Raw genomic sequence first — 21000 nt, 5'->3', positions numbered from 1 at the left:
AGTTCTCAAGGAACGGACGCTTCCTTCGGACCGCCTTCCAGCGGGCCCTCCGGGCGCTTCGTTCTTTCGTGTTTCAAGCTTATCAGATGTTTTCCGCTCCGTTTTTCGGAGTTTCATTCATCCGATTTGGCTTTTGCCTTTCGGCGCTCCCGAACTCTACCAGAGTTTCTCGGTTCGTTTTCCCGGTAGTTCTCGAATTCGCATTCGTATTCGAGGACTTCCTTGGGGCTCGTCCCGTGGGGCAACCCGGAGAACATTACGCACCGGGTCGCCCCACGTCAAACCAGCCTCAGCGGGGCCGGACGAGGGTCTGGAGCGGGGCTCAGACCTCGACGACGACCGGCAGGATCATCGGCCGGCGGCGGTAGTTGTCCGCGACCCACTTGCCGATGGTCCGGCGGACGAGCTGCTGCACCTGGCGGGGCTCCAGCACGCCGTCGCTCGCCGAGCGGTCCAGGGCCTCCTGGAGCTTGGCGACGACCGGCACGAAGGCGTTGTCGTCGATGCCGGAGCCGCGGGCCTGGATGGTCGGGCTGCCGACCAGCTTGCCGTTGGTCGTGTCGACCGCGACGAAGACCGAGATGAAGCCCTCCTCGCCGAGGATCCTGCGGTCCTTGAGCGAGGCCTCGGTGATGTCGCCGACCGAGGCGCCGTCGACGTAGACGTAGCCGGCCCGGACCTTGCCGACGATCCGGGCGACGCCCTTCTCCAGGTCGACGCAGACGCCGTCCTCGGCGATGACCACGCGGTTGCGCGGCACGCCGGTGGCGATGCCGAGCTCGGCGGCGGCCCGCAGGTGGCGCCACTCGCCGTGGACCGGCATCAGGTTGCGCGGCTTGCAGATGTTGAAGAAGTACAGCAGCTCGCCGGCCGAGGCGTGGCCGGAGACGTGCACCTTGGCGTTGCCCTTGTGCACGACCTTGGCGCCCCAGCGGGTCAGGCCGTTGATCACGCGGTAGACGGCGTTCTCGTTGCCCGGGATGAGCGAGGACGCCAGGACGACGGTGTCGCCCTCCACGATGCGGATCTGGTGGTCGCGGTTGGCCATCCGGGACAGCGCCGCCATCGGCTCGCCCTGGGAGCCGGTGCAGATCAGCACGACCTCCTTGTCCGGCAGGTCGTCGAGCTGCTTGACGTCGACGACCATGTTGCCGGGGACCTTGAGGTACCCGAGGTCACGGGCGATGCCCATGTTGCGGACCATCGAGCGGCCGACGAAGGCGACCTTGCGCTTGTACTCGTGCGCGGCGTCCAGCACCTGCTGGATGCGGTGCACGTGGCTGGCGAAGGACGCGACGATGATGCGCTTGTCGGCGTTCGCGAAAACGTTTCGCAGCGCGGCCGAGATGTCGCGCTCGTGCGGGATGAAGCCGGGGACCTCGGCGTTGGTGGAGTCCACCAGCAGCAGGTCCATGCCCTCCTCCGCCAGCTTGGCGAAGGTCGGCAGGTCGGTGAGGCGGCCGTCCAGCGGCAGCTGGTCCATCTTGAAGTCACCGGTGGCCACGACCATGCCGGCGGGGGTGCGGACCGCCACGGCGAGGGCGTCCGGGATGGAGTGGTTGACCGCGATGAACTCGCAGTCGAAGGGGCCGATGCGCTCGCGCTCGCCCTCCTTGACCTCCAGCACGTACGGCCGGATGCGGTGCTCGGCGAGCTTGGCCTCGATCAGGGCGAGGGTCAGCTTGGAGCCGATCAGCGGGATGTCCGGGTTCTCCCGCAGGAGGAACGGGACGGCGCCGATGTGGTCCTCGTGGCCGTGGGTGAGGACGATGCCGTCGACCTTGTCGAGGCGGTCCCGGATGTAGCTGAAGTCCGGGAGGATCAGGTCCACGCCGGGCTGCTCGTCCTCGGGGAAGAGGACGCCGCAGTCGATGATCAGGATGCGGTCGCCGTACTCGAGGACCGTCATGTTGCGGCCGATCTCGCCGAGGCCGCCGAGCGGAGTGATGCGGAGGGCGCCCTCCTTGAGGGCCGGGGGCGCGCCGAGTTCGGGGTGCGGGTGGCTCAAAAGACTCTCCTCACGACGCACGCCATATGCCCGGGGTCCTCCCCCTGGAGACATATGGCGTGCGTACTCAGTGTCGTTCTTCCTACTGGGTCTGTGCTCTCGCGCCTTCGGTCCGGTCCAGCGGCGGACCCGGTCGGGTCCGGCGAGCCGGGGCGCGCACGTCTGTGTCTGCTACAGGTGTACCCCGCCGGAGGCGAGATCCTGCTTCAATCGGTCGATCTCCTCGGACGTCGCGCCGACCAGGGGCAGGCGCAGCGGCCCGGCGGGCAGGCCCTGGAGGTCCAGCGCGGCCTTGGTGAGGATCACGCCCTGGGTGCGGAACATACCGGTGAACACCGGCAGCAGGCCCTGGTGGACGGCGGTGGCCTTGGCCACATCGCCGGCCAGGTAGGCCTCGATCATGGCCTTCAACTCACCGGCGACCACGTGCCCGACGACGCTGACCACGCCGGCGGCCCCGACGGACAGCAGCGGCAGGTTCAGGATGTCGTCGCCGGAGTACCAGGCGAGGTCGGAGCGGGCGATCGCCCAGGCCGCCGCGCCGAGGTCGCCCTTGGCGTCCTTGTTGGCGACGATCCGCGGGTGCTCGCCGAGCCGGACCAGGGTCTCGTGGCTCAGCGCGACCCCGCTGCGGCCCGGGATGTCGTACGCCATGACCGGCAGGCCGGTGGCGTCGGCGACCTGCGTGAAGTGCCGGTACAGGCCCTCCTGCGGGGGCTTGTTGTAGTACGGCGTGACGACCAGCAGGCCGTGCGCCCCGGCCGCCTCCGCCTGGCGGGCCAGTTCGACGCTGTGGTGGGTGTCGTTGGTGCCGACCCCGGCCACCACGTGGGCACGGTCCCCGACCGCCTCCACCACGGCGCGGACGAGCTGGGCCTTCTCGGCGTCGCTGGTGGTCGGGGACTCACCGGTGGTGCCGTTGACGACGAGGCCGTCGTTCCCGGAGTCGACGAGGTGCGTGGCGAGGCGCTGGGCGCCGTCGAGGTCGAGCGCGCCGTCGGCGGTGAACGGGGTGACCATCGCGGTCAGTACCCGGCCGAACGGCGTCTGGGGGGTGGAGGTCGGAGCCATGCGTCCAAAGCTACTCGTAGGCGGTGGGGCGGTACCCATGCCGGTCCATGGTTCGGACAGGTGAGCAGGCCAGGGGCGGGGAATGGGATCCCGGTGCTGCCCGCTCGGGGGTTCGGGCAGCACCGGGATCCGTGGTCACGAATGTAGGGAGCGGCTAGAAAAGCCGCAATCCAGACATGCCCGACACTCTGCCCATATGCCTGTCGTCCCAGGTCAGGGGGCGACCCGGCCGTGCTTCTCGAAGGCCGCATGGGTGAGCGGCATGAGCTGGGCCCACTGCTCCTCCATCCGCTCCGCGACCATCTCGATCTCGCGCTGCGGGAAGGACGGCACCGCCGAGTTCTCCCGCCGGGTGCGCAGCGAGAGGAAGTGCATCAGCGAGCGCGCGTTGCAGGTCGCGTACATCGAGGAGAACAGGCCGACCGGCAGCACCGCCCGGGCCACCTCGCGGGCCACGCCGGCCGCCAGCATCTCCTGGTAGCGGGCGTAGGACTCGCGGTACGCGGCCTCCATCGCCCCGGTGGTGGTCCCGTGCTGTTCCGGGGTGCCCTCGTGGAACTCGTACTTGCCCGGACGGCCCTGCTGGACCAGCTTGCGGTCGGTGCCCGGGACGTAGAAGACCGGCTCCAGCTCGCGGTAGCGGCCGGACTCCTCGTTGTACGACCAGCCGCTGCGGTGCCGGTGGAACTCGCGGAACACGAAGATCGGCGCGCTGATGAAGAAGGTCATCGAGTTGTGCTCGAACGGCGTGCCGTGCCGGTCGCGCATCAGGAAGTTGATCAGGCCCTTGGACTTCTCCGGGTCCTGCTGGAGCGCCTCCAGGGACTGCTCCCCCGCGGTCGACACCCGGGCCGACCAGATGACGTCCGAATCGGCGGCGGCGCTGCGGACCAGCTCCACCGTCACGTCGCTCCGGAAGCTGGGGGCCGTCGGTTCGTCGCTCACGCGTTACTCCTTGCGGGTTCGGTGCTGTGCAGCTTGATGGCGTGCTGCATGGTCTTGCGGGCGCGCGGGGTGTCGCCGGCGTCGGCGTAGGCCACGGCGAGGCGGAACCAGACCCGCCAGTCGCCCGGCGCGGCCTCCGCCTCGGCCTGGCGGCGGGTGAACACCGCGTCGGCCGAGGCCCGGTCGATCCGTCCGCCGCCGGTGCGCCGGAGCTCGTCCACCGGCAGGCCGCCCTCGGCCTCCAGCTCCCGGGCGAGCTGCTCGCTGGCCCGGCCGAAGCGGACGGTCTGGCGCAGGAACCAGATGCCGATCACCGGGATCACGAAGGCGCAGAGGCCGATGCCGATGCCGAGCGGCTTTCCGGTGGCGACCAGCTGGACGCCCTCCCCCACGCAGAGGAGGGCGACCAGCAGCAGTACGCCGGACAGGACGAAGAAACCGGTACGGGAGGTCATGTCGCGCTCCTGGGGTTCACCACGGTCACACGTCCAGGAAGTGTTCGAGGCCGAAGGTCAGCCCCGGGGTCTCGACGACCTTGCGCACGCCCAGCAGGATGCCCGGCATGAAGCTGCTGTGGTGCAGTGAGTCGTGCCGGATGGTGAGCGTCTCGCCGGTGTCGCCGAACATCACCTGCTGGTGGGCGAGCAGGCCGCGCAGCCGTACGGCGTGCACCGGCACCCCGTCCACGTCGGCGCCGCGCGCGCCGGGCAGGCTGTGGGTGGTCGGGTCCTGCTGCTTCGGCCGGCCGGCCTCGGCGCGGGCCGCGGCGATCAGCTGGGCGGTGCGGGTGGCGGTGCCGCTGGGGGCGTCGGCCTTGCGGTCGTGGTGGAGTTCGACCACCTCGACCGACTCGAAGTACCTCGCCGCCAGCTGGGAGAACTTCATGCCGAGGATCGCGCCGATGGAGAAGTTGGGCGCGATCAGCAGGCCGAGGTCGGGGGCCTGCGCCAACAGGCCCTCGACGGTGGCCAGTCGCTCGTCGGTCCAGCCGGTGGTGCCGGTGACCACGTGGATGCCGTGGCGCAGGCAGTAGTCGAGGTTGCCCATCACCGAGTCCGGGTGGGTGAGTTCGACGGCGACCTGGGCACCGGCCTCGGTCAGCTCCTCCAGCCTGGAGCCGCGGCCGAGGGTGGCCACCAGCTCCAGGTCCGGCGCGGCCTCGACGGCCTTGACCGCCTCCGAGCCGATCCGTCCGTTGGCACCGATCACGGCGACACGCAGCGTCATAGCGACGTTCCTCTCCGGGGGGACAATCCTCAGACCAGCAGATCGGCGAGCCGGGCGGCCCGCTTGTCGTTGACCGGCCCGATCAGCGCCAGCGACGGCCGGTACGCGCCCAGCACATCACGGGCCACCGCGTGGACGTCCTCCAGGGTCACCGCGGCGATCCGCGCCAGCATGTCGTCCACCGACAGGTGGTGCCCGTAGCTGAGTTCGGCCTTGCCGATCCGGTTCATCAGCGAGCCGGTGTCCTCCATGCCGAGCACGGTGGAGCCGGAGATCTGGCCGATCGCGCGCTGCAGCTCCTCCTCGGTGATGCCGTCGGCGACCACCTTGGCGAGCTCCTCGCGGCAGATCCGCAGCACCTCCTCGACGCGCTTGGGCTGGCAGCCGGCGTAGATGCCGAACAGGCCGCTGTCCGCGTAGGAGGAGGAGTACGAGTAGACGGAGTAGGCCAGGCCGCGCTTCTCCCGGACCTCCTGGAACAGCCGGGAGCTCATCCCGCCGCCCAGGGCCGCGTTGAGCACGCCCATCGCCCAGCGGCGCTCGTCGTGCCGGGGCACGCCGGGCACGCCCAGCACCAGGTGGGCCTGCTCGGTGGAGCGGTTGAGCACCTCGACCCGGCCGGCCGTGCGCAGCGCCTTGACGCCGCGGCGGGCCTCGGCGGGCGCCGCGGTGGAGCGGGCCAGCACCGGCGCGAAGGCCTCCTGGACCTGCTTGACGACCTTGCGGTGGTCGAGGTTGCCGGCCGCCGCGACGACCAGGTTCTCCGGGCGGTAGCGGCGGTGGTAGAAGCCGGCGACCTGGTCCCGGGTGAGGGCCTTGATGGTCTCCTGGGTGCCGAGGATCGGGCGGCCGAGCGGGCCGCTGCCGAAGATCACCTTGGCGAACAGGTCGTGGACGACGTCACCCGGGTCGTCCTCAGCCATCGCCATCTCCTCGAGGATGACGCCGCGTTCGGCGTCGACGTCCTCGGCGCGGATCAGCGAGCCGGTGAGCATGTCGCAGACCACGTCGATGGCCAGCGGCAGGTCGGTGTCCAGGACCCGGGCGTAGTAGCAGGTGTTCTCCTTCGCGGTGAAGGCGTTCATCTCGCCGCCGACCGCGTCCAGGGCCGCCGAGATGTCCAGCGCGCTGCGCCGCTCGGTGCCCTTGAAGAGCAGGTGCTCCAGGTAGTGGGTGGCGCCGTTGAGCTGCGGGGTCTCGTCCCGGGAGCCGACGCCGACCCAGATGCCGAAGGTCGCGGAGCGCACTGTCGGCAGGGTCTCGGTGACGACCCGCAGGCCGCCGGGGAGGACGGTGCGGCGCACCGTGCCGGCGCCGTCGACGCCCTTGAGCAGGGTCCGGGTGGAGCCGGGACGCTGCTTTACCGCCGGGGCCTGGGCCACGGGGGGTACCTCCAGAGGAAACGCACGTGGAATGGCACGTACGGACGAACGCGTGGACAACAGGGTGCGGCCCGCACGCCGGGAGGCGTACGGGCCGCAAGGGTCAGCTAGCGGCGCTTCACTCGGAAGCGGCCTCGCCGCCTTCCTCGCCCTCGACGACCGGGATCAGGGAGAGCTTGCCGCGCGGGTCGATCTCGGCGATCTCGACCTGCACCTTGGCGCCGACGCCGAGGACGTCCTCGACGTTCTCGACGCGCTTGCCGCCGGCCAGCTTGCGGATCTGCGAGATGTGCAGCAGGCCGTCCTTGCCCGGCATGAGCGACACGAACGCGCCGAACGTCGTGGTCTTGACCACGGTGCCCAGGTAGCGCTCGCCGACCTCCGGCATGGTCGGGTTGGCGATCTGGTTGATCGTGGTGCGGGCGGCCTCGGCGGCCGGGCCGTCGGCGGCACCGATGTAGATGGTGCCGTCGTCCTCGATCGTGATCTCGGCGCCGGTGTCCTCCTGGATCTGGTTGATCATCTTGCCCTTGGGGCCGATGACCTCACCGATCTTGTCCACCGGGATCTTGATGGTGATGATCCGCGGCGCGTTCGGGGACATCTCGTCGGGCGAGTCGATGGCCTCGTTCATCACGTCGAGGATGTGCAGGCGGGCGTCCTTGGCCTGCTTGAGCGCGGCGGCCAGCACGGAGGCCGGGATGCCGTTCAGCTTGGTGTCGAGCTGCAGCGCGGTGATGAAGTTGCGGGTACCGGCGACCTTGAAGTCCATGTCGCCGTACGCGTCCTCGGCACCGAGGATGTCGGTCAGCGCGACGTAGTGGGTCTCGCCGTCGATCTCCTGGGAGATCAGGCCCATGGCGATGCCGGCGACGGCGGCCTTGAGCGGCACACCGGCGTTCAGCAGCGACATGGTCGAGGCGCAGACCGAGCCCATCGAGGTGGAGCCGTTGGAGCTCAGCGCCTCGGAGACCTGGCGGATCGCGTAGGGGAACTCCTCGCGGGTCGGCAGGACCGGGAGGATGGCGCGCTCGGCGAGGGCGCCGTGGCCGATCTCGCGACGCTTGGGCGAGCCCACGCGGCCGGTCTCGCCGACCGAGTACGGCGGGAAGTTGTAGTTGTGCATGTAGCGGCGACGCGTCTCCGGGGAGAGCGTGTCGAGCTGCTGCTCCATCCGGAGCATGTTCAGCGTGGTGACGCCCAGGATCTGGGTCTCGCCGCGCTCGAACAGGGCCGAGCCGTGGACGCGCGGGATGGCCTCGACCTCGGCGGCCAGGGTGCGGATGTCGGTGACACCGCGGCCGTCGATGCGGACCTTGTCCTTGATGACGCGCTCGCGGACGACCTTCTTGGTCAGCGCGTTGTAGGCGGCGCTGATCTCCTTCTCGCGACCCTCGAACTCGGGGAGCAGCTTCTCGGCGGCGACCGCCTTGACGCGGTCCAGCTCGGCGTTGCGCTCCTGCTTGCCCGGGATGGTGAGGGCCTTGGCCAGCTCGTCCTTGACGGCGGCGGTCAGCGCGGCCAGGACGTCGTCCTGGTAGTCCAGGAAGACCGGGAAGTCGGCGGTCGGCTTGGCGGCCTGGGCGGCGAGCTGCGACTGGGCGGCGCACAGCACCTTGATGAACGGCTTCGCGGCGTCCAGACCGGCGGCGACGACGTCCTCGGTCGGCGCCTCGGCGCCGCCCTCGACCAGCTTGATGGTCTTGTCGGTGGCCTCGGCCTCGACCATCATGATCGCGACGTCGCCGTCCGGCAGGACGCGACCGGCGACGACCATGTCGAAGACGGCCGACTCCAGCTCGCTGTGGGTCGGGAAGGCGACCCACTGGCCCTTGATCAGCGCGACGCGGACGCCACCGATCGGGCCGGAGAACGGCAGGCCCGCCAGCTGGGTGGAGGCGGAGGCGGCGTTGATGGCGACCACGTCGTACAGGTGGTCGGGGTTGAGCGCCATGATCGTGCAGACGACCTGGACCTCGTTGCGCAGGCCCTTGACGAAGGACGGGCGCAGCGGGCGGTCGATCAGGCGGCAGGTGAGGATCGCGTCCTCGGAGGGCCGGCCCTCGCGACGGAAGAACGAGCCGGGGATGCGGCCGGCGGCGTACATCCGCTCCTCGACGTCCACGGTCAGCGGGAAGAAGTCGAAGTGCTCCTTCGGCTGCTTGGACGCGCTGGTGGCCGACAGCACCATGGTGTCGTCGTCGAGGTAGGCCACGGCGGAGCCGGCGGCCTGACGGGCCAGACGGCCGGTCTCGAAGCGGATGGTACGGGTGCCGAAGGAACCGTTGTCGATCACGGCCTCGGCGTAGAACACGTTCTCTTCCACCTGGAAGATCTCCTCTTTCGTACGTTCTCCGGGAGAGCGTCCCCGCGCACTGCCTCGGGCTGGCCCTGGGGCCCTCCTGCCAGGGAGGGCGGCAGTCGGGCCGGTCTTCGATCGAAGCCTCCGGGGTGCCCCGCTCGTCGGCGGGGGTTCCGGGGGCCACTACCGAGGACCGGCGCCTCACGGCTGCCGGGCCGGGACGGGCGGTCCGCGTCTGGACGCTCTCTCGGATGCGGGCGGCTTCCGTTTGAAGCCTTCGTCCCGCGGGGGGTTTGGGTCTGCTGCCCGGGTGGCGCTCCTGCGCCATCACCCGGCATGCCCACAACCCTACGGTGCAATCCTCGGCCACCTGGGGAGGTGCGCGCGAGTTGTTATGTCAGGGTGCCGCGTTCGAACCCGCCGCGGCATACGCGCGAGGGGCGGCTCCCCGGTGTGGGGAGCCGCCCCCTGCGGCGGTCTTAGCGGGCGCCGCCGGCGGCACCGCGACGGATGCCCAGGCGGTCGACGAGCGTACGGAAACGCTCGATGTCCTTCTTGGCCAGGTACTGCAGGAGGCGGCGGCGCTGGCCGACCAGGATCAGCAGGCCACGACGCGAGTGGTGGTCGTGCTTGTGGAACTTGAGGTGCTCGGTCAGGTCCGAGATGCGGCGGGAGAGCATGGCCACCTGGACCTCGGGGGAACCGGTGTCGCCCTCCTTCTGGCCGAACTCGGCGAAGATCTGCTTCTTGACGTCAGAGGCGAGTGCCACTGCAACTCCTTCAAGGTCTACCGAGCGGTCCTGGTCGACAGCACAGGACTCTGCGAGAACTCGGTGTCGCGAGCGCTGTCCGCGGTCGACGGCCCACGAAGGGGTGGACACACGGCTGCGCTCGAAGGCCAAGGGTACCAGTGCCGCCCACCCGGCCGGTCGGCGGGTGGGCGGCGGGTGGCGGGCGCCCGGCGGCGGGGGGTGCGCGGTCAGCCGGTGGCGCCGCGGACCAGCCGGTAGACGTTCAGCACGGCGAGCGCCAGCGGGACCAGCGAGATCAGGGTGAGGCTGTCCACCAGGTCCAGGATGCGGCCCCAGAACGGGGAGACGCCCAGCCGGGGCACCACCAGGGCGATCGCGGTGAGCAGCGCGGCCCCGAAGGCGACGGAGGCGGCCAGCCAGATGGTGCGCAGGTCGAGCTCGGTGCTGGAGCCGGCCGCGCGCAGGACGAACTGCGGGGTGTGCAGGGAGAGCCCGACGATCAGCAGGCACAGGCCGAGCAGGCCGGCGACGGTGAGGCTGAGGACCTGCGCGGTGTAGCGGAACAGCCGGGCGCGCAGCATGGCGGCGATGCCGAGGGCGAGCGCGAGCAGTTCGGGGAAGGTCCGGTCGGTGAAGGAGAGGACGGCGCAGGCGCCGACCACGACCGCGGCGCAGCCGCCGACCAGGCCGACCAGCACCTCGTGGCCGCGGCGGGCCTGGTGGGCGATCCGCTCGTACTGGACGGCCTCGGCGCGCTCGGCCTCCTCGTCGTAGTCGCGGCTGCGGGTGCGGGTCTGGCCGGGGGCGCTGAATCCGACCGGCAGCCGGGCGAAGCGGGCGGAGAGGCTGGGCAGGAAGCCGATCGCGGCGACGGCGGCGACGCCGGTGACGGCGGCGATGTTCCCGGCCGGGGTGTCGGGCATCAGCACGGCGGCGAAGGTGGCGAGCGCGCCGGCGGTGGCGACGAAGGCGGCGGCGACGAACACCGCGTCCTTGTCCGGGAGCAGTCCGGCGAGCAGCACGGAGATCACCAGGACGGTGACGCAGCCGGTGAGGAACTGGAGCCGGCCGGGGCCGTCCCACGGGTGGGCGACGGCGATGACGCCGCTGCCGGCGATCATGGCGTGCGGCAGGGCGCCGAGGCCGAGCGCGACGGCGGCGTGGGCGTCCTGGTAGACCCGGGCGCGGACCCCGGCGAGCGCGGTGAGCACCACGGCGGCGACGCCGGCCAGCACGCCGGGCAGGCTGTGCATGTCGTGGCGCAGGTCGGAGAACCAGAGCGCGAAGCCGAGCAGGGTGAGCAGCACCCCGGCGCCGATCAGGCCGAAGCCGCGCATGAGGTCGACGGTCCAGAACCGGCGGTCGGCCTCGACGGCGCTGGCGATGGCGTCGGCGACGTCGTCGTAGACGGCGGGCGGCAGCGACTCGGCGAAGGGGCGCAGCGCCAGCAGGTCGCCGTCGCGGACGTGTTGGGCGGCCAGGGACAGGCTGCTGTCGAGGACGGTGCCGTCGCGGCGGACCAGGTGGAAGCCGGTGGGGGTGCCGTCGGGCTGGCTCTGGTTGGCCAGCCGCAGCACCTCGGGGTAGACGTCGGCGAGGGCGACGTCCTCGGGCAGGGCGACGTCGATCCGGCGGTCCGGGGCGACGACGGTCACCCGGCAGTAGCCCGTGGCGGCTGTCGCGCTCACGACGGCACCTCGATCCTTCGACGCACTGGACGCTCCCCCTGTGTGGACGGTGCCGCGGCACGGTGGCGCGCGGGGTGGCTGTGGAACCGGCCCGGCCGGGCCGCGAGTTGGCGCGGCGTTACCCTACCCGCTCGGTTCGTGCCCGGTGCCGGTGCGGGGTGCGGCCCCCGTCGGTGCGGGCACGCCCCGCTGTGCGCCGCTATGTAGGATCGGCGCCTGCGCGAGGTGGTACGGGGGCTGCGCTGTGTGGGGCGTCCTCAGCCACGGGAATCCCGTACCGGGCCGAGCGCAGTCGCGTGAGGGCTGATGCCGAAGTGATCGATCGACGCCGCGGGGTGGGTGACGCATGGGTGTGATCATGGTCAAGCGACCGGCCAGGGCCTACCCGCCGACGGTGCCGGACGAGCCGGTGGAGCTGGTCAGTCCACCGGAGCTGCCCCGGCAGGGCGGCGAGGACTGGCTGATGAGCATCCTGCCGATGCTCGGCATGGGCGGTTCGGCGGTGTTCTTCTTCTCGCCGGGTGCGGCCGCGCCGATGAAGATCATGGGCGGTCTGATGATCGTCTCGACGGTCGGCATGGTGCTGGCCCAGATCGTGCGGGCCCGCCGGGGCGGCTCGACCGTGATGGCGGACGAGCGGCGCGACTACCTCAAGTACCTCCAGCAGACCCGCCGCCAGGTGCGCCGCACGGCGGAGAGCCAGCGCGGCGCGCTGCTGTTCCTGAACCCGGCGCCGGAGCAGCTCTGGTCGATCGTCGAGGACGGCCGCCGGCTGTGGGAGCGGCGGACGGCGGACGGCGACTTCGCGCAGATCCGGGTCGGCCTCGGGCCGGTGCAGCTGTCCACCCCGCTGGTGGCGCCGCAGACCGCGCCGATGGACGAGCTGGAGCCGCTGTCGGCGGCCGCGATGCACTCGTTCCTCAAGGCGCACGGCACCCTCCAGGACCTGCCGCTGGCGGTCTCGCTGCGGGCCTTCTACCACATCACGGTGTGCGGGGACCCGGACTCGGTGTACGGGAACGTGCGCGCGATGATCGCCCAACTGACCACCCTGCACTCGCCGGACGACCTGCTGATCGCGGTCGCCGCGGCCCCCGGCGCGGCCGAGGAGTGGGACTGGACCAAGTGGCTCCCGCACAACCAGCACCGCAAGGAGAGCGACGGCGCGGGCTCGCGCCGGCTGAGCGCCGCCGACCTGGGCGAGCTGGAGTACCTGCTGCAGGACGAGCTGGCCGGCCGCCAGCGCTTCGTCCGGGACGCGGCGCCCGCCGCGGACCAGCCGCACCTGGTGGTGATCATGGACGGCGCCGGGGTGCCGCACGACTCGGTGCTGGCCGGCCCCGAGGGCGTGCAGGGGGTGACCGTCATCGAGGTCGTCCCGGGTGAGGTGGACGAGCCGAGCGGGCACCTGATGGTGACGGTCACCCCGCAGGAGCTGGTGCTGCGTTCGGCCTCCGGGGCGACGTACAGCGGCAAGCCTGACCTGCTCTCGCTGTGGCAGTCCGAGGCGCTGGCGCGGCAGTTGGCGCCGTACCGGGCCTCGGCCGGCGGGGACGACGAGCCGCTGCTGTCCAACCTGGACTTCACCGACATGATGGGCTCGGGCGACCCGGGCTCCTTCGACGTGGCCCGCAGCTGGCGCCCGCGCGCCCAGCACGAGCGGATGCGGGTGCCGATCGGCGTCGGCGCGGGCGGCGAGCACGTCTACCTGGACATCAAGGAGGCCGCGCTGGAGGGCATGGGCCCGCACGGCCTGTGCGTGGGCGCGACCGGTTCCGGCAAGTCGGAGCTGCTGCGCACCCTGGTGCTGGCGCTGGCGATGACCCACTCCTCGGAGACGCTCAACTTCGTGCTCGCCGACTTCAAGGGCGGCGCGACCTTCCTGGGCATGGCGGACATGCCGCACACCTCCGCGGTGATCACCAACCTGGAGGGCGAGCTCACCCTGGTCGACCGCATGCGCGACGCGATCGAGGGCGAGCTGCACCGCCGCCAGGAGCTGCTGCACCGCTCCGGCAACTACGCCAACATCCACGAGTACGAGCGGGCCCGGGCGGCCGGCGCGGCGCTGGACCCGCTGCCCTCGCTGGTGCTGATCATCGACGAGTTCTCCGAACTCCTCACCGCCAAGCCCGACTTCATCGAGATGTTCATCCAGATCGGCCGGATCGGCCGCTCCCTGGGCGTGCACCTGCTGCTGGCCTCGCAGCGCCTGGAGGAGGGCAAGCTGCGCGGCCTGGACACCTACCTCTCCTACCGGATCGGCCTGCGCACCTTCTCGGCGGCCGAGTCGCGGGCGGCGATCGGCGTACCGGACGCGTACCACCTGCCGCCGGTGCCGGGCGTCGGCTACCTCAAGTTCGGCGAGGACGTGATGGACCGGTTCAAGGCCGCGTACGTCTCGGGGCCCTACCGGGCGCCGGGGCAGCAGCGGTCGACCGGCGGCCGGCGGGTGAACACCCGGCCGGTGGAGTTCACCTCGGCCTTCGTGGACCTGCCGCCGGCCCCCGTGGAGGAGGAGGCGCCGCAGGTCCAGGAGCAGGACGACGCGCTGGTGGACACCGTGCTGGACGTCTTCGTCCAGCGGATGTCCGGCCAGGGCCCGGCCGCCCACCAGGTGTGGCTGCCGCCGCTGGACGAGGCGCCGAGCCTGGACCACCTGCTGCCGCCGCTGCAGGTCGTCCCCGACCGCGGACTCACCGCGCCCGGCTACCCGGGCGGGCGGCTGCGCGCGCCGATCGGCATCGTGGACAAGCCGCGCGAGCAGAAGACCGACATCCTGGAGGTCGACTTCTCCGGGGCGGCCGGCCACGGCCTGGTGGTCGGCGGCCCGCGCTCGGGCAAGTCGACCGTGCTGCGCGGCATGACGGCGGCCTTCGGCCTCACCCACACCCCGCGCGAGGTGCAGTTCTACCTGCTGGACTTCGGCGCGGGCAGCTTCCAGTCGCTGCTCGGGCTGCCGCACGTCGGCGGGGTGGCGGGCCGGCTGGACGTGGACAAGGTCCGCCGGATGGTCTCCGAGGTGCACGCGGTGCTGAACCGGCGCGAGGAGCTGTTCCGGGCGACCGGGATCGACACCATCGCGACCTACCGGGCCCGCCGGGCCGCCGGGCAGCTGCCCGACGAGGCCTTCGGCGACGTCTTCCTGGTGATCGACGGCTGGAACACCTTCAAGCAGGAGTTCGAGGGGCTGGAGCCGGTGATCGGCGACATCGCCCAGCGCGGCCTCGGCTACGGCGTCCACCTGGTGATCAGCGCCGCCCGGTACGCGGAGGTCCGCCCCGCGCTCAAGGACCTGCTGCAGAACCGCATCGAGCTCAGGCTCGGCGACGCGATGGAGTCCGAGGTCGACCGCCGGGTGGCGCAGAACGTCCCGCCGCTGGCCGGGCGCGGGATCACCGCGGAGCGGCTGCACTTCCTGAGCGGCCTGCCGCGACTGGACGGCTCCCCCTCGGTGGACGACCTCCAGGACGGCGTGGCCGGGCTGGTCGCCGCGGTCGACGGGGCCTGGACCGGCCCGCGCGCCCCGCAGGTGCGGATGCTGCCGGCCGTCCTGGACGGGACCTCGCTGCCGAAGGGCTTCGAGCACCCGGAGCGCGGCGTCTGCTTCGGCGTGGACGAGGCCGAGCTGGCGCCGGTGTTCGTCAACTTCGAGACCGACCCGCTGTTCATCGTGTTCGGCGACACCGAGTCCGGGAAGTCCGCGCTGCTGCGGATGCTGATCAAGCAGATCACCGAGCGCTACACCCCGGACCAGGCGGGCATCGTGGTCGGCGACTACCGGCGCGCCCTGCTGGGCACCGTCCCGCCGGAGTTCCTGGTGGAGTACGCGGCCGCGCAGCCGGCCATGACCGCCATCGTGGACATGCTGCGCGGGGCCTGCGCCCGCCGCCTGCCCGGCCCGGACGTGACCGCCGAACAGCTGCGCAACCGCAGCTGGTACACCGGCAAGGACATGTTCGTGATCGTCGACGACTACGAGCTGGTCGCCACCGGCTCGGGCAACCCGCTGGCACCGCTGGCCGAGTTCCTGCCGTTCGCCCGGGACATCGGCCTGCGGGTGATCGTGGCCCGCAGCGCGGGCGGCGCCGGGCGCTCGCTGTACGAGCCGGTGATGCAGCGGATGCGCGAGCTGGGCGGGCAGGGCGTCATCCTGTCCGGCAACCGGGACGAGGGCGCGCTGCTGGGGACGGTCAAGCCGCAGGCGCTGCCGCCGGGCCGCGGGGTGTTCGTGTCACGCCGTGCGACCAACGGGCAGATGGTCCAGACGGGCTGGCTGCCGGTGCAGTGACCGGGCGCGGCCACGGGCCGCCCGCTACGGACAGTGAGTGAAGGGGTCGGACTCTGCGGAGTCCGACCCCTTCCGCGTCCCAGGTGCTGAAACGTTACCTAGATCTTTCCGGGCCGGGGCTGCGGTTCCCGTACCCACCTGGGCAGTTGCCGAACGGCGGGGTCACACCTGGCGTGTCGCCGTACGACCGAGTCGCGGCCTTTGAATGGTGGCCCGCAACACACCGTTCACCTTTGATTCATGCCTGATGTTGCCAAAGTAACAAGTCGGACAAACAGCGCCATGACCCTAAGTGATCATCGGATCGCATGCTTATGCCGTTCACCGCAACGGATTCCGAAGCAGTTCCGGCGTTGACGCAATCAATACGCCCAAGGTTCCATGGCGGCCCGGGAGCGACCGGACCAGACCCGAGCAACGAGCCAGCGGAGGCGATACCGCTCCCGTCCCAGGACCGAACAGAGCCGATCGGAATCCACATGACCGACACGCTTCGCCCGCCACAGAACGTAGCCGCCACGGCGGACGGCGCGGCCGCACCCCAGCAGCTCAAGCGCTCGATCGGCGTCGTGGGCGGCACCCTGCTCACGCTGTCCTGCGTCACCCCCGCGTCGACGCTCTTCGTGATCGTGCCGGAACTGTTCTCCAGCATCGGCAGCGCCACCGCGCTGGCGATCGCCATCGGCTCCGTCCTCTGCGTCGCGGTCGCGTTCTGCTACTCCGAACTCGGCACCCTGATCCCCAGCGCCGGCGGCGAGTACGCGATGGTCGGCACCCTGGCCGGGCGGCTCGCGGGCTGGCTGGTCTTCATCCAGTCGCTCATCGTGGTGATGATCGTCCCCTCGGTCATCGCCCTCGGCACCGCCGACTACCTGGCGCCCGTCCTGCACGTCGACAAGCCGATCGCCGGCGCCGCCGTGATGCTCGCCGCCACCCTGGCCGGCCTGCTCGACCTGCGCGCCAACGCCTGGATCACCGGCATCTTCCTGGTCCTGGAGGTCATCGCGGCCGGCGTGGTCTCGGTGCTCGGCTTCTCCCACGCCAACGCGGCCCACCCCAGCCTGCTGCACGGCCTGGTCTCCACCGACGGCGGCGCCGCCAGCCCCGTCGGCATCGGCGCCATCATCGGCGCCCTCGGCATCGCGCTGTTCGCCACCCAGGGCTTCTCCACCGCCGTCTACCTCTCCGAGGAGCTGGAGAACCCCCGCCGCACGGTCTCCCGCACCGTGCTGTGGACCCTCGGCCTCTCCAGCGCCATCATCCTGATCCCGGTCGCCGCCATCACCCTGGGCGCCCCCGACCTGCAGACCCTGACCTCCGGCGACATCTCCGGCATGGTCACCGCCTGGAGCAACTCCGCCGTCGGCACCTTCATCAGCCTCTGCATCGCGCTGGCGATCATCAACGCCGGCATCGTCATGGTCATCCAGAACTCCCGGGTGCTGTTCGCCTCCGCCCGCGACAAGGCCTGGCCCGAGCCCGTCAACAAGGCCTTCGGCACCCTCGGCCGCTTCGGCTCCCCCTGGATCGCCACCCTCGCGGTCGGCCTGCCCGGCGCCGCGCTCTGCTTCGTCAAGGGCGAACTCCTCAGCAACATCACCGGCGTCGCCGTCACCGCGATGTACCTGCTGGTCGCCATCGCCTCGCTGCTCTCCCGCCGCGGCCACCACAAGCACGCCGCCGCCTGGCGGATGCCGCTGTGGCCCGCCGTCCCGGCGCTGCTGATCGTCGTCCTGGTGTACGTGATGACCCAGCTGGACGCCGAACCCCTGCTGTGGACCGGCGGCATCACCGCCGCCGCCACCCTCTATTGGCTGTTCTACCTGCGCCCCCGGCAGGACACCCGCTGGGTGATCAGCCTCCCCGAGGACCAGCAGGGCTGACCCCCGATCCCCCACCCCTCCCCCACGCGGCGGTGCCCCGGACCTCCCCCAGGCCCGGGGCACCGCCGCGTCCGCACCGCCGCGCTACTTCCTCAGCTTCCAGACCGGGGCGGCGGCGATCGTCTGCATCTGGTCGTCGGTCAGCACCGGGGTCTTGCGGGTCGCCGGGCTCGTCTGGGTGCCGCTGTTGAACGAGCTGATCACCACCCGCAGGCCGTCCGGGTGCAGGGTGTCGACGGTCCACATGCCCACGCCCGGCTTGTCGCTCCCCTTGCGGACGACCACCTTGGTGCCGTCCGGCAGCGTGCTGGCGTCGCCGAACAACGAGTTGCCCCGGTCACCGCTCCAGTCCTGCACGTTGAGCTGCACCATGGACTTGCCCTTGCCGTCGTTCAGCACGAAGTTGGCGTAGCCGGGGCCGTCGCCGCCGGGCTCCGTCTCGGTCAGTCCGCTCGGCAGCAGTCCGGCGACGGTCGTCAGGATCTCCTTCGCGCTGTACTCCTTGGAAGTGTCGCGCACCGGAACCGGCTTCGGCTCCGGGATCGCGGCGACCACCGGGTCCCAGGCCTTGTCGGTGACGATCGCCCTGAGCTGCTCGGGCGACAGCGGCGGGGCCGGCCGGCTGTCCGGCGCGCCCTTCTCGGCCGGGGAGTTCCACTCCGACAGCTCGACCTGCCGGCCGTCCTGGCCGATCAGCCTGGCGTTCCACCACTTGGTGGTGGCCCGCTTGTCCGGGTACTCGTAGCCCTGGAGGACGGTCAGCGAACCGCCGCCCGGCACACTCGTGCTGGAGCAGGCGTCGTACTGGACCAGCTTCTTGTCCGGGCAGGCGTTCTGCGCCCGGTTGGGGTCGTTCGACGCCAGCCGGGTGAGCGAGATGCCCATCGCGGCCTTGCCCTGGCCGTCGTCGAAGAGCAGGGTGGCGCCCGCGTTGACGGAGCCGCCCGGCTTGCCGGACGGCGACCCGGTGCCGGTGCCCTTGCCGTCGGTGACCTGGCCCTTGGGCAGCAGCGCCTGGAAGGCGGCCAGCACCTCGTCGCCGCTGACCTCCTTCGGGGTCGGCGTACCGGTCGAAGCCGGGGTCAGCGCGGCGCTCGTGCCCGTGCTCCCCGACGCCGCCCCGGTGGAGGCGGCCGCCACCGTGGTCGTACCGGACGGCGAGCCGGACCCGGTCAGGTACACCGCTCCGGTGCCCACCAGGGCCAGCGCGGCGGCGCCGCCCACCACCGCGGCGGTCGAACGGCTGCGCCAGCGGCGGCGGCCCCGCTGGTAGCCGCCCGCGACCATCCCGGCCTGGTCGGCCTGCTCGGGGCGGAATCCCTCACCGGTGCGGGTGAGGGCGTAGAGGAGGTCGTCTTCGAACTTGTCCTGCTCGGGCATGGCGGATCACCGTCTCCTTGCGTCGCGGAAGTAGCGGGGAAATGCGGGGTGGGCGGGGCGTACCGGTGTGCCGGTGCCGGTGTGCCGGTGCCGGTGTGCCGGTGCCGGTGGGCGGGGTGTGCCGACGGGCGGGACGTTTCAGCGGGCCGAGAGCTCGGCCAGCGAGTCGCCGAGCAGGGTGCGCAGCCGGGCCAGCGCCCGGGTGGTCCTGGTGCGGACCGCGCCGGAGGAGAGCCGCAGCACCTCGGCGGTCTGCTCGACACTGCGGTCCTCCCAGTAGCGCAGCACCAGCACGGCCCGGTCCGCGGCGGACATCCGCCCCAGCGCGTCCAGCAGGGTCAGCCGCAGACTGCTGTCCGTGTCCTGCCCGGCCGCCTCCGGCAGCGCCTCGGTCGGGCGCTCGCCGCTGGAGCGGCGGCGCTGCTGGGCGAGGAAGGTGCGCACCATCACCGTGTGGGTGTAGGCCGCCGGGTTGTCGATCCGGTGGCGGCCGCCGGTGAAGGCGCTGCGCCGCCACAGCACGTACATCCGGCTGAGGGCCTCCTGCACGAGGTCCTCGGCGTAGTGGGTGTCGCCGCTGGTGAGCAGACAGGCCGAGCGGTAGAGGTGCCCGGTGCGGCTGGAGACGAGTTCCAGGAACTCCGCGTCCTTGGCCTCCCGGCCACCCCTGATCCATCCCATGTGCCCGTCGCTCCCCCGCGTCCGTGTGCCCCGCCGACACTTGATGGATGCGGTGGACCGCCGCCGGTGTTACAGGCGTTCCACGACGTTTCCCGTGACCGCCGCGCGGGCGTGCGGGCGGCGGGTCAGTCGGCGGAGCCGCGGCGCCGGTCGCGCAGCACGACGCCGCCGCCGATCAGCAGGGCGACCAGCAGCGCGCCGACGCCGACCACGTAGGTGGCGGTACGGCCGTCGCGGTCGGCCTGGGTCTCGCCGAGGCCGACCGGGGCCGGCACGATCGGGGCCGCGGCCAGCTGCACGGGAGCGTCCTGGGCGGGCTCGGACGGCGGGTTCTCGGGCGCCGTGGTGACGGCCTTCACCGGGTCCACCACGCCCCAGCCGATGAACCGGTTCGGGCCGCGCTCGGTGCGCTGGGCGGTCTGCTCGATCCAGGCCCGCACCTGGGCCGGCGTCCACTTCGGGTGCGCGCCGACCAGCAGTGCGGCGAGCCCGGAGACGTACGGGGCGGCGAAGCTGGTGCCGTTGTCCACGCACTGGCCGCCGCCGGGCACCGTGGAGAGCATCTCGACACCGGGCGCGGCGACCTTCACGAAGGAGCCGTACTGGGAGAACGGGGCGCGCTCGTTGTTGCGGTCGGAGGCGCCCACGGACAGCACGGTCGGGAAGGCGCCCGGGTAGGTGTCGCCCTCGTTGCCGTCGTTGCCGCTGGAGGCGACCACCACGACCTTGTTCTGCTCGGCCCGCTCGATCGCGGCCTTCAACTCCTGGTAGCCGCCGAACCGGGCATCGCCCGCGCCGCGCACGTCCTGGGAGATGTTGATGACCCCGACGTGCTTGTCGACCGCGTCGTTGATGGCCGCGGTCAGGGTGGAGACGTCGCCGTTGCCCGCACTGTCGTTCTGCCGGATCGCGTAGATCCTGGCGTCGGGGGCGAGCCCGACGAAGCCGGTCCGGTCGCTGCGGCCCGCGGCGATGATGCCGGCCACCTTGGTGCCGTGGCCGACCGTGTCCGTCAGGGAGTTGCCGTCGACGGCCTTGTTGCTCTGCTTGTCGATCAGCAGGGTGGGGCCCACGTCCACCCTGCCGTGCAGTTGCTGGTTGCTGTCGTCGACCCCGGTGTCGATGACGGCGACCGTCACGCCGTTGCCGGTGGTCGCCCCGCCCTGCCAGAGCTGGTCGAGCAGTATCCGCTGCAGCGACCACGGCACGGTCGGCACGTCGGGCGCGGGCCGGGGGCAGTCACCGGCGGCGGCCAGCCCGGGCCCGCCGTCCGCGTACGCGGGGGCGGCCGCCGGAGCGCCCAGCACCGTGAACGCGGCCAGCGCCGCGGCCGTCCTGCGGAACCCGCGTCCGGACACCCTGCCACCCCTCATGTTCGCCCCCGTGCCGC

The 21000-nt window shown here is 71.6% G+C and carries 14 protein-coding genes; 2 read left to right on the top strand and 12 right to left on the bottom strand.

Annotated features, from left to right (window positions below; all coding sequences use genetic code 11):
- Window positions 1–322 precede the first annotated feature (322 nt).
- The 9 genes from ACFY2K_RS38625 to eccD form a co-directional block, all read right to left on the bottom strand.
- On the bottom strand, window positions 323–2008 hold the full coding sequence (locus ACFY2K_RS38625; RefSeq protein ID WP_375896092.1) for a ribonuclease J: 1686 nt from the start codon (window positions 2006–2008) through the stop codon (window positions 323–325).
- A gap of 171 nt (window positions 2009–2179) precedes the next feature.
- Window positions 2180–3079 (bottom strand): 4-hydroxy-tetrahydrodipicolinate synthase, encoded by a 900-nt coding sequence (gene dapA / locus ACFY2K_RS38620; RefSeq protein ID WP_380529294.1) that lies wholly within the window; start codon window positions 3077–3079, stop codon window positions 2180–2182.
- A gap of 213 nt (window positions 3080–3292) precedes the next feature.
- Entirely contained in the window at window positions 3293–4024 is a 732-nt protein-coding gene (gene thyX / locus ACFY2K_RS38615; protein WP_375896087.1) for an FAD-dependent thymidylate synthase, read from the bottom strand.
- Window positions 4021–4479 carry a hypothetical protein gene (locus ACFY2K_RS38610; protein WP_375896085.1) on the bottom strand — a complete coding sequence of 153 codons (459 nt, stop codon included), beginning with the start codon at window positions 4477–4479 and terminating at the stop codon, window positions 4021–4023. The genes thyX and ACFY2K_RS38610 overlap by 4 nt, the downstream gene beginning before the upstream one ends.
- A gap of 25 nt (window positions 4480–4504) precedes the next feature.
- Window positions 4505–5251, bottom strand: coding sequence for a 4-hydroxy-tetrahydrodipicolinate reductase (dapB, locus tag ACFY2K_RS38605; RefSeq protein WP_380529296.1), 747 nt, complete (start codon window positions 5249–5251; stop codon window positions 4505–4507).
- Window positions 5252–5280: 29 nt separating this feature from the next.
- Complete coding sequence (locus tag ACFY2K_RS38600) at window positions 5281–6633, bottom strand: M16 family metallopeptidase (RefSeq protein WP_375896080.1); 1353 nt, start codon at window positions 6631–6633, stop codon at window positions 5281–5283.
- Between the two features lie 118 nt (window positions 6634–6751).
- A complete protein-coding gene (locus tag ACFY2K_RS38595; RefSeq protein ID WP_375896078.1) occupies window positions 6752–8959 on the bottom strand; it encodes a polyribonucleotide nucleotidyltransferase in 2208 nt (735 codons plus the stop codon).
- A gap of 455 nt (window positions 8960–9414) precedes the next feature.
- Complete coding sequence (gene rpsO / locus ACFY2K_RS38590; protein WP_188302791.1) at window positions 9415–9705, bottom strand: 30S ribosomal protein S15; 291 nt, start codon at window positions 9703–9705, stop codon at window positions 9415–9417.
- Window positions 9706–9914: 209 nt separating this feature from the next.
- Window positions 9915–11375 (bottom strand): type VII secretion integral membrane protein EccD, encoded by a 1461-nt coding sequence (gene eccD, locus ACFY2K_RS38585; RefSeq protein WP_375896075.1) that lies wholly within the window; start codon window positions 11373–11375, stop codon window positions 9915–9917.
- Window positions 11376–11721: 346 nt separating this feature from the next.
- Between eccD and eccCa the strand changes: the two genes are divergently transcribed.
- Both eccCa and ACFY2K_RS38575 read left to right on the top strand, forming a co-directional pair.
- The gene (gene eccCa, locus ACFY2K_RS38580; RefSeq protein ID WP_387717314.1) at window positions 11722–15666 is read left to right on the top strand and encodes a type VII secretion protein EccCa; all 3945 of its coding nucleotides are present in this window, start codon (window positions 11722–11724) and stop codon (window positions 15664–15666) included.
- A gap of 479 nt (window positions 15667–16145) precedes the next feature.
- Window positions 16146–17549, top strand: a complete 1404-nt coding sequence (locus ACFY2K_RS38575; protein WP_375896071.1) for an APC family permease — start codon at window positions 16146–16148, stop codon at window positions 17547–17549.
- 84 nt (window positions 17550–17633) lie between these two features.
- On the opposite strand, the gene ACFY2K_RS38570 is transcribed toward ACFY2K_RS38575, so the two are convergent.
- The 3 genes from ACFY2K_RS38570 to mycP all read right to left on the bottom strand — a co-directional run bounded on the left by ACFY2K_RS38570 (window position 17634) and on the right by mycP (window position 20968).
- Entirely contained in the window at window positions 17634–18929 is a 1296-nt protein-coding gene (locus tag ACFY2K_RS38570) for a hypothetical protein (protein ID WP_387717312.1), read from the bottom strand.
- Between the two features lie 138 nt (window positions 18930–19067).
- The gene (locus ACFY2K_RS38565) at window positions 19068–19610 is read right to left on the bottom strand and encodes a SigE family RNA polymerase sigma factor (protein ID WP_375896065.1); all 543 of its coding nucleotides are present in this window, start codon (window positions 19608–19610) and stop codon (window positions 19068–19070) included.
- Window positions 19611–19735: 125 nt separating this feature from the next.
- Window positions 19736–20968 carry a type VII secretion-associated serine protease mycosin gene (gene mycP, locus ACFY2K_RS38560; protein ID WP_375896062.1) on the bottom strand — a complete coding sequence of 411 codons (1233 nt, stop codon included), beginning with the start codon at window positions 20966–20968 and terminating at the stop codon, window positions 19736–19738.
- Between the last annotated feature and the right edge of the window lie 32 nt (window positions 20969–21000).

The sequence above is a fragment of the Kitasatospora sp. NPDC001309 genome (assembly GCF_042896295.1).
Classification (GTDB): Bacteria; Actinomycetota; Actinomycetes; order Streptomycetales; family Streptomycetaceae; genus Kitasatospora.
The sequence above is the reverse complement of the archived record's forward strand: the minus strand, read 5'-3'. Positions and strand labels throughout refer to the sequence as shown.

Excerpts from the sequence above, each read along its gene's own strand:
- eccCa (WP_387717314.1), top strand. The coding sequence starts at position 11,722 with ATGGGTGTGATCATGGTCAAGCGACCGGCCAGGGCCTACCCGCCGACG.
- dapB (WP_380529296.1), bottom strand. The coding sequence starts at position 5,251 with ATGACGCTGCGTGTCGCCGTGATCGGTGCCAACGGACGGATCGGCTCG.
- ACFY2K_RS38575 (WP_375896071.1), top strand. The coding sequence starts at position 16,146 with ATGACCGACACGCTTCGCCCGCCACAGAACGTAGCCGCCACGGCGGAC.
- ACFY2K_RS38570 (WP_387717312.1), bottom strand. The coding sequence starts at position 18,929 with ATGCCCGAGCAGGACAAGTTCGAAGACGACCTCCTCTACGCCCTCACC.
- dapA (WP_380529294.1), bottom strand. The coding sequence starts at position 3,079 with ATGGCTCCGACCTCCACCCCCCAGACGCCGTTCGGCCGGGTACTGACC.
- ACFY2K_RS38610 (WP_375896085.1), bottom strand. The coding sequence starts at position 4,479 with ATGACCTCCCGTACCGGTTTCTTCGTCCTGTCCGGCGTACTGCTGCTG.
- ACFY2K_RS38565 (WP_375896065.1), bottom strand. The coding sequence starts at position 19,610 with ATGGGATGGATCAGGGGTGGCCGGGAGGCCAAGGACGCGGAGTTCCTG.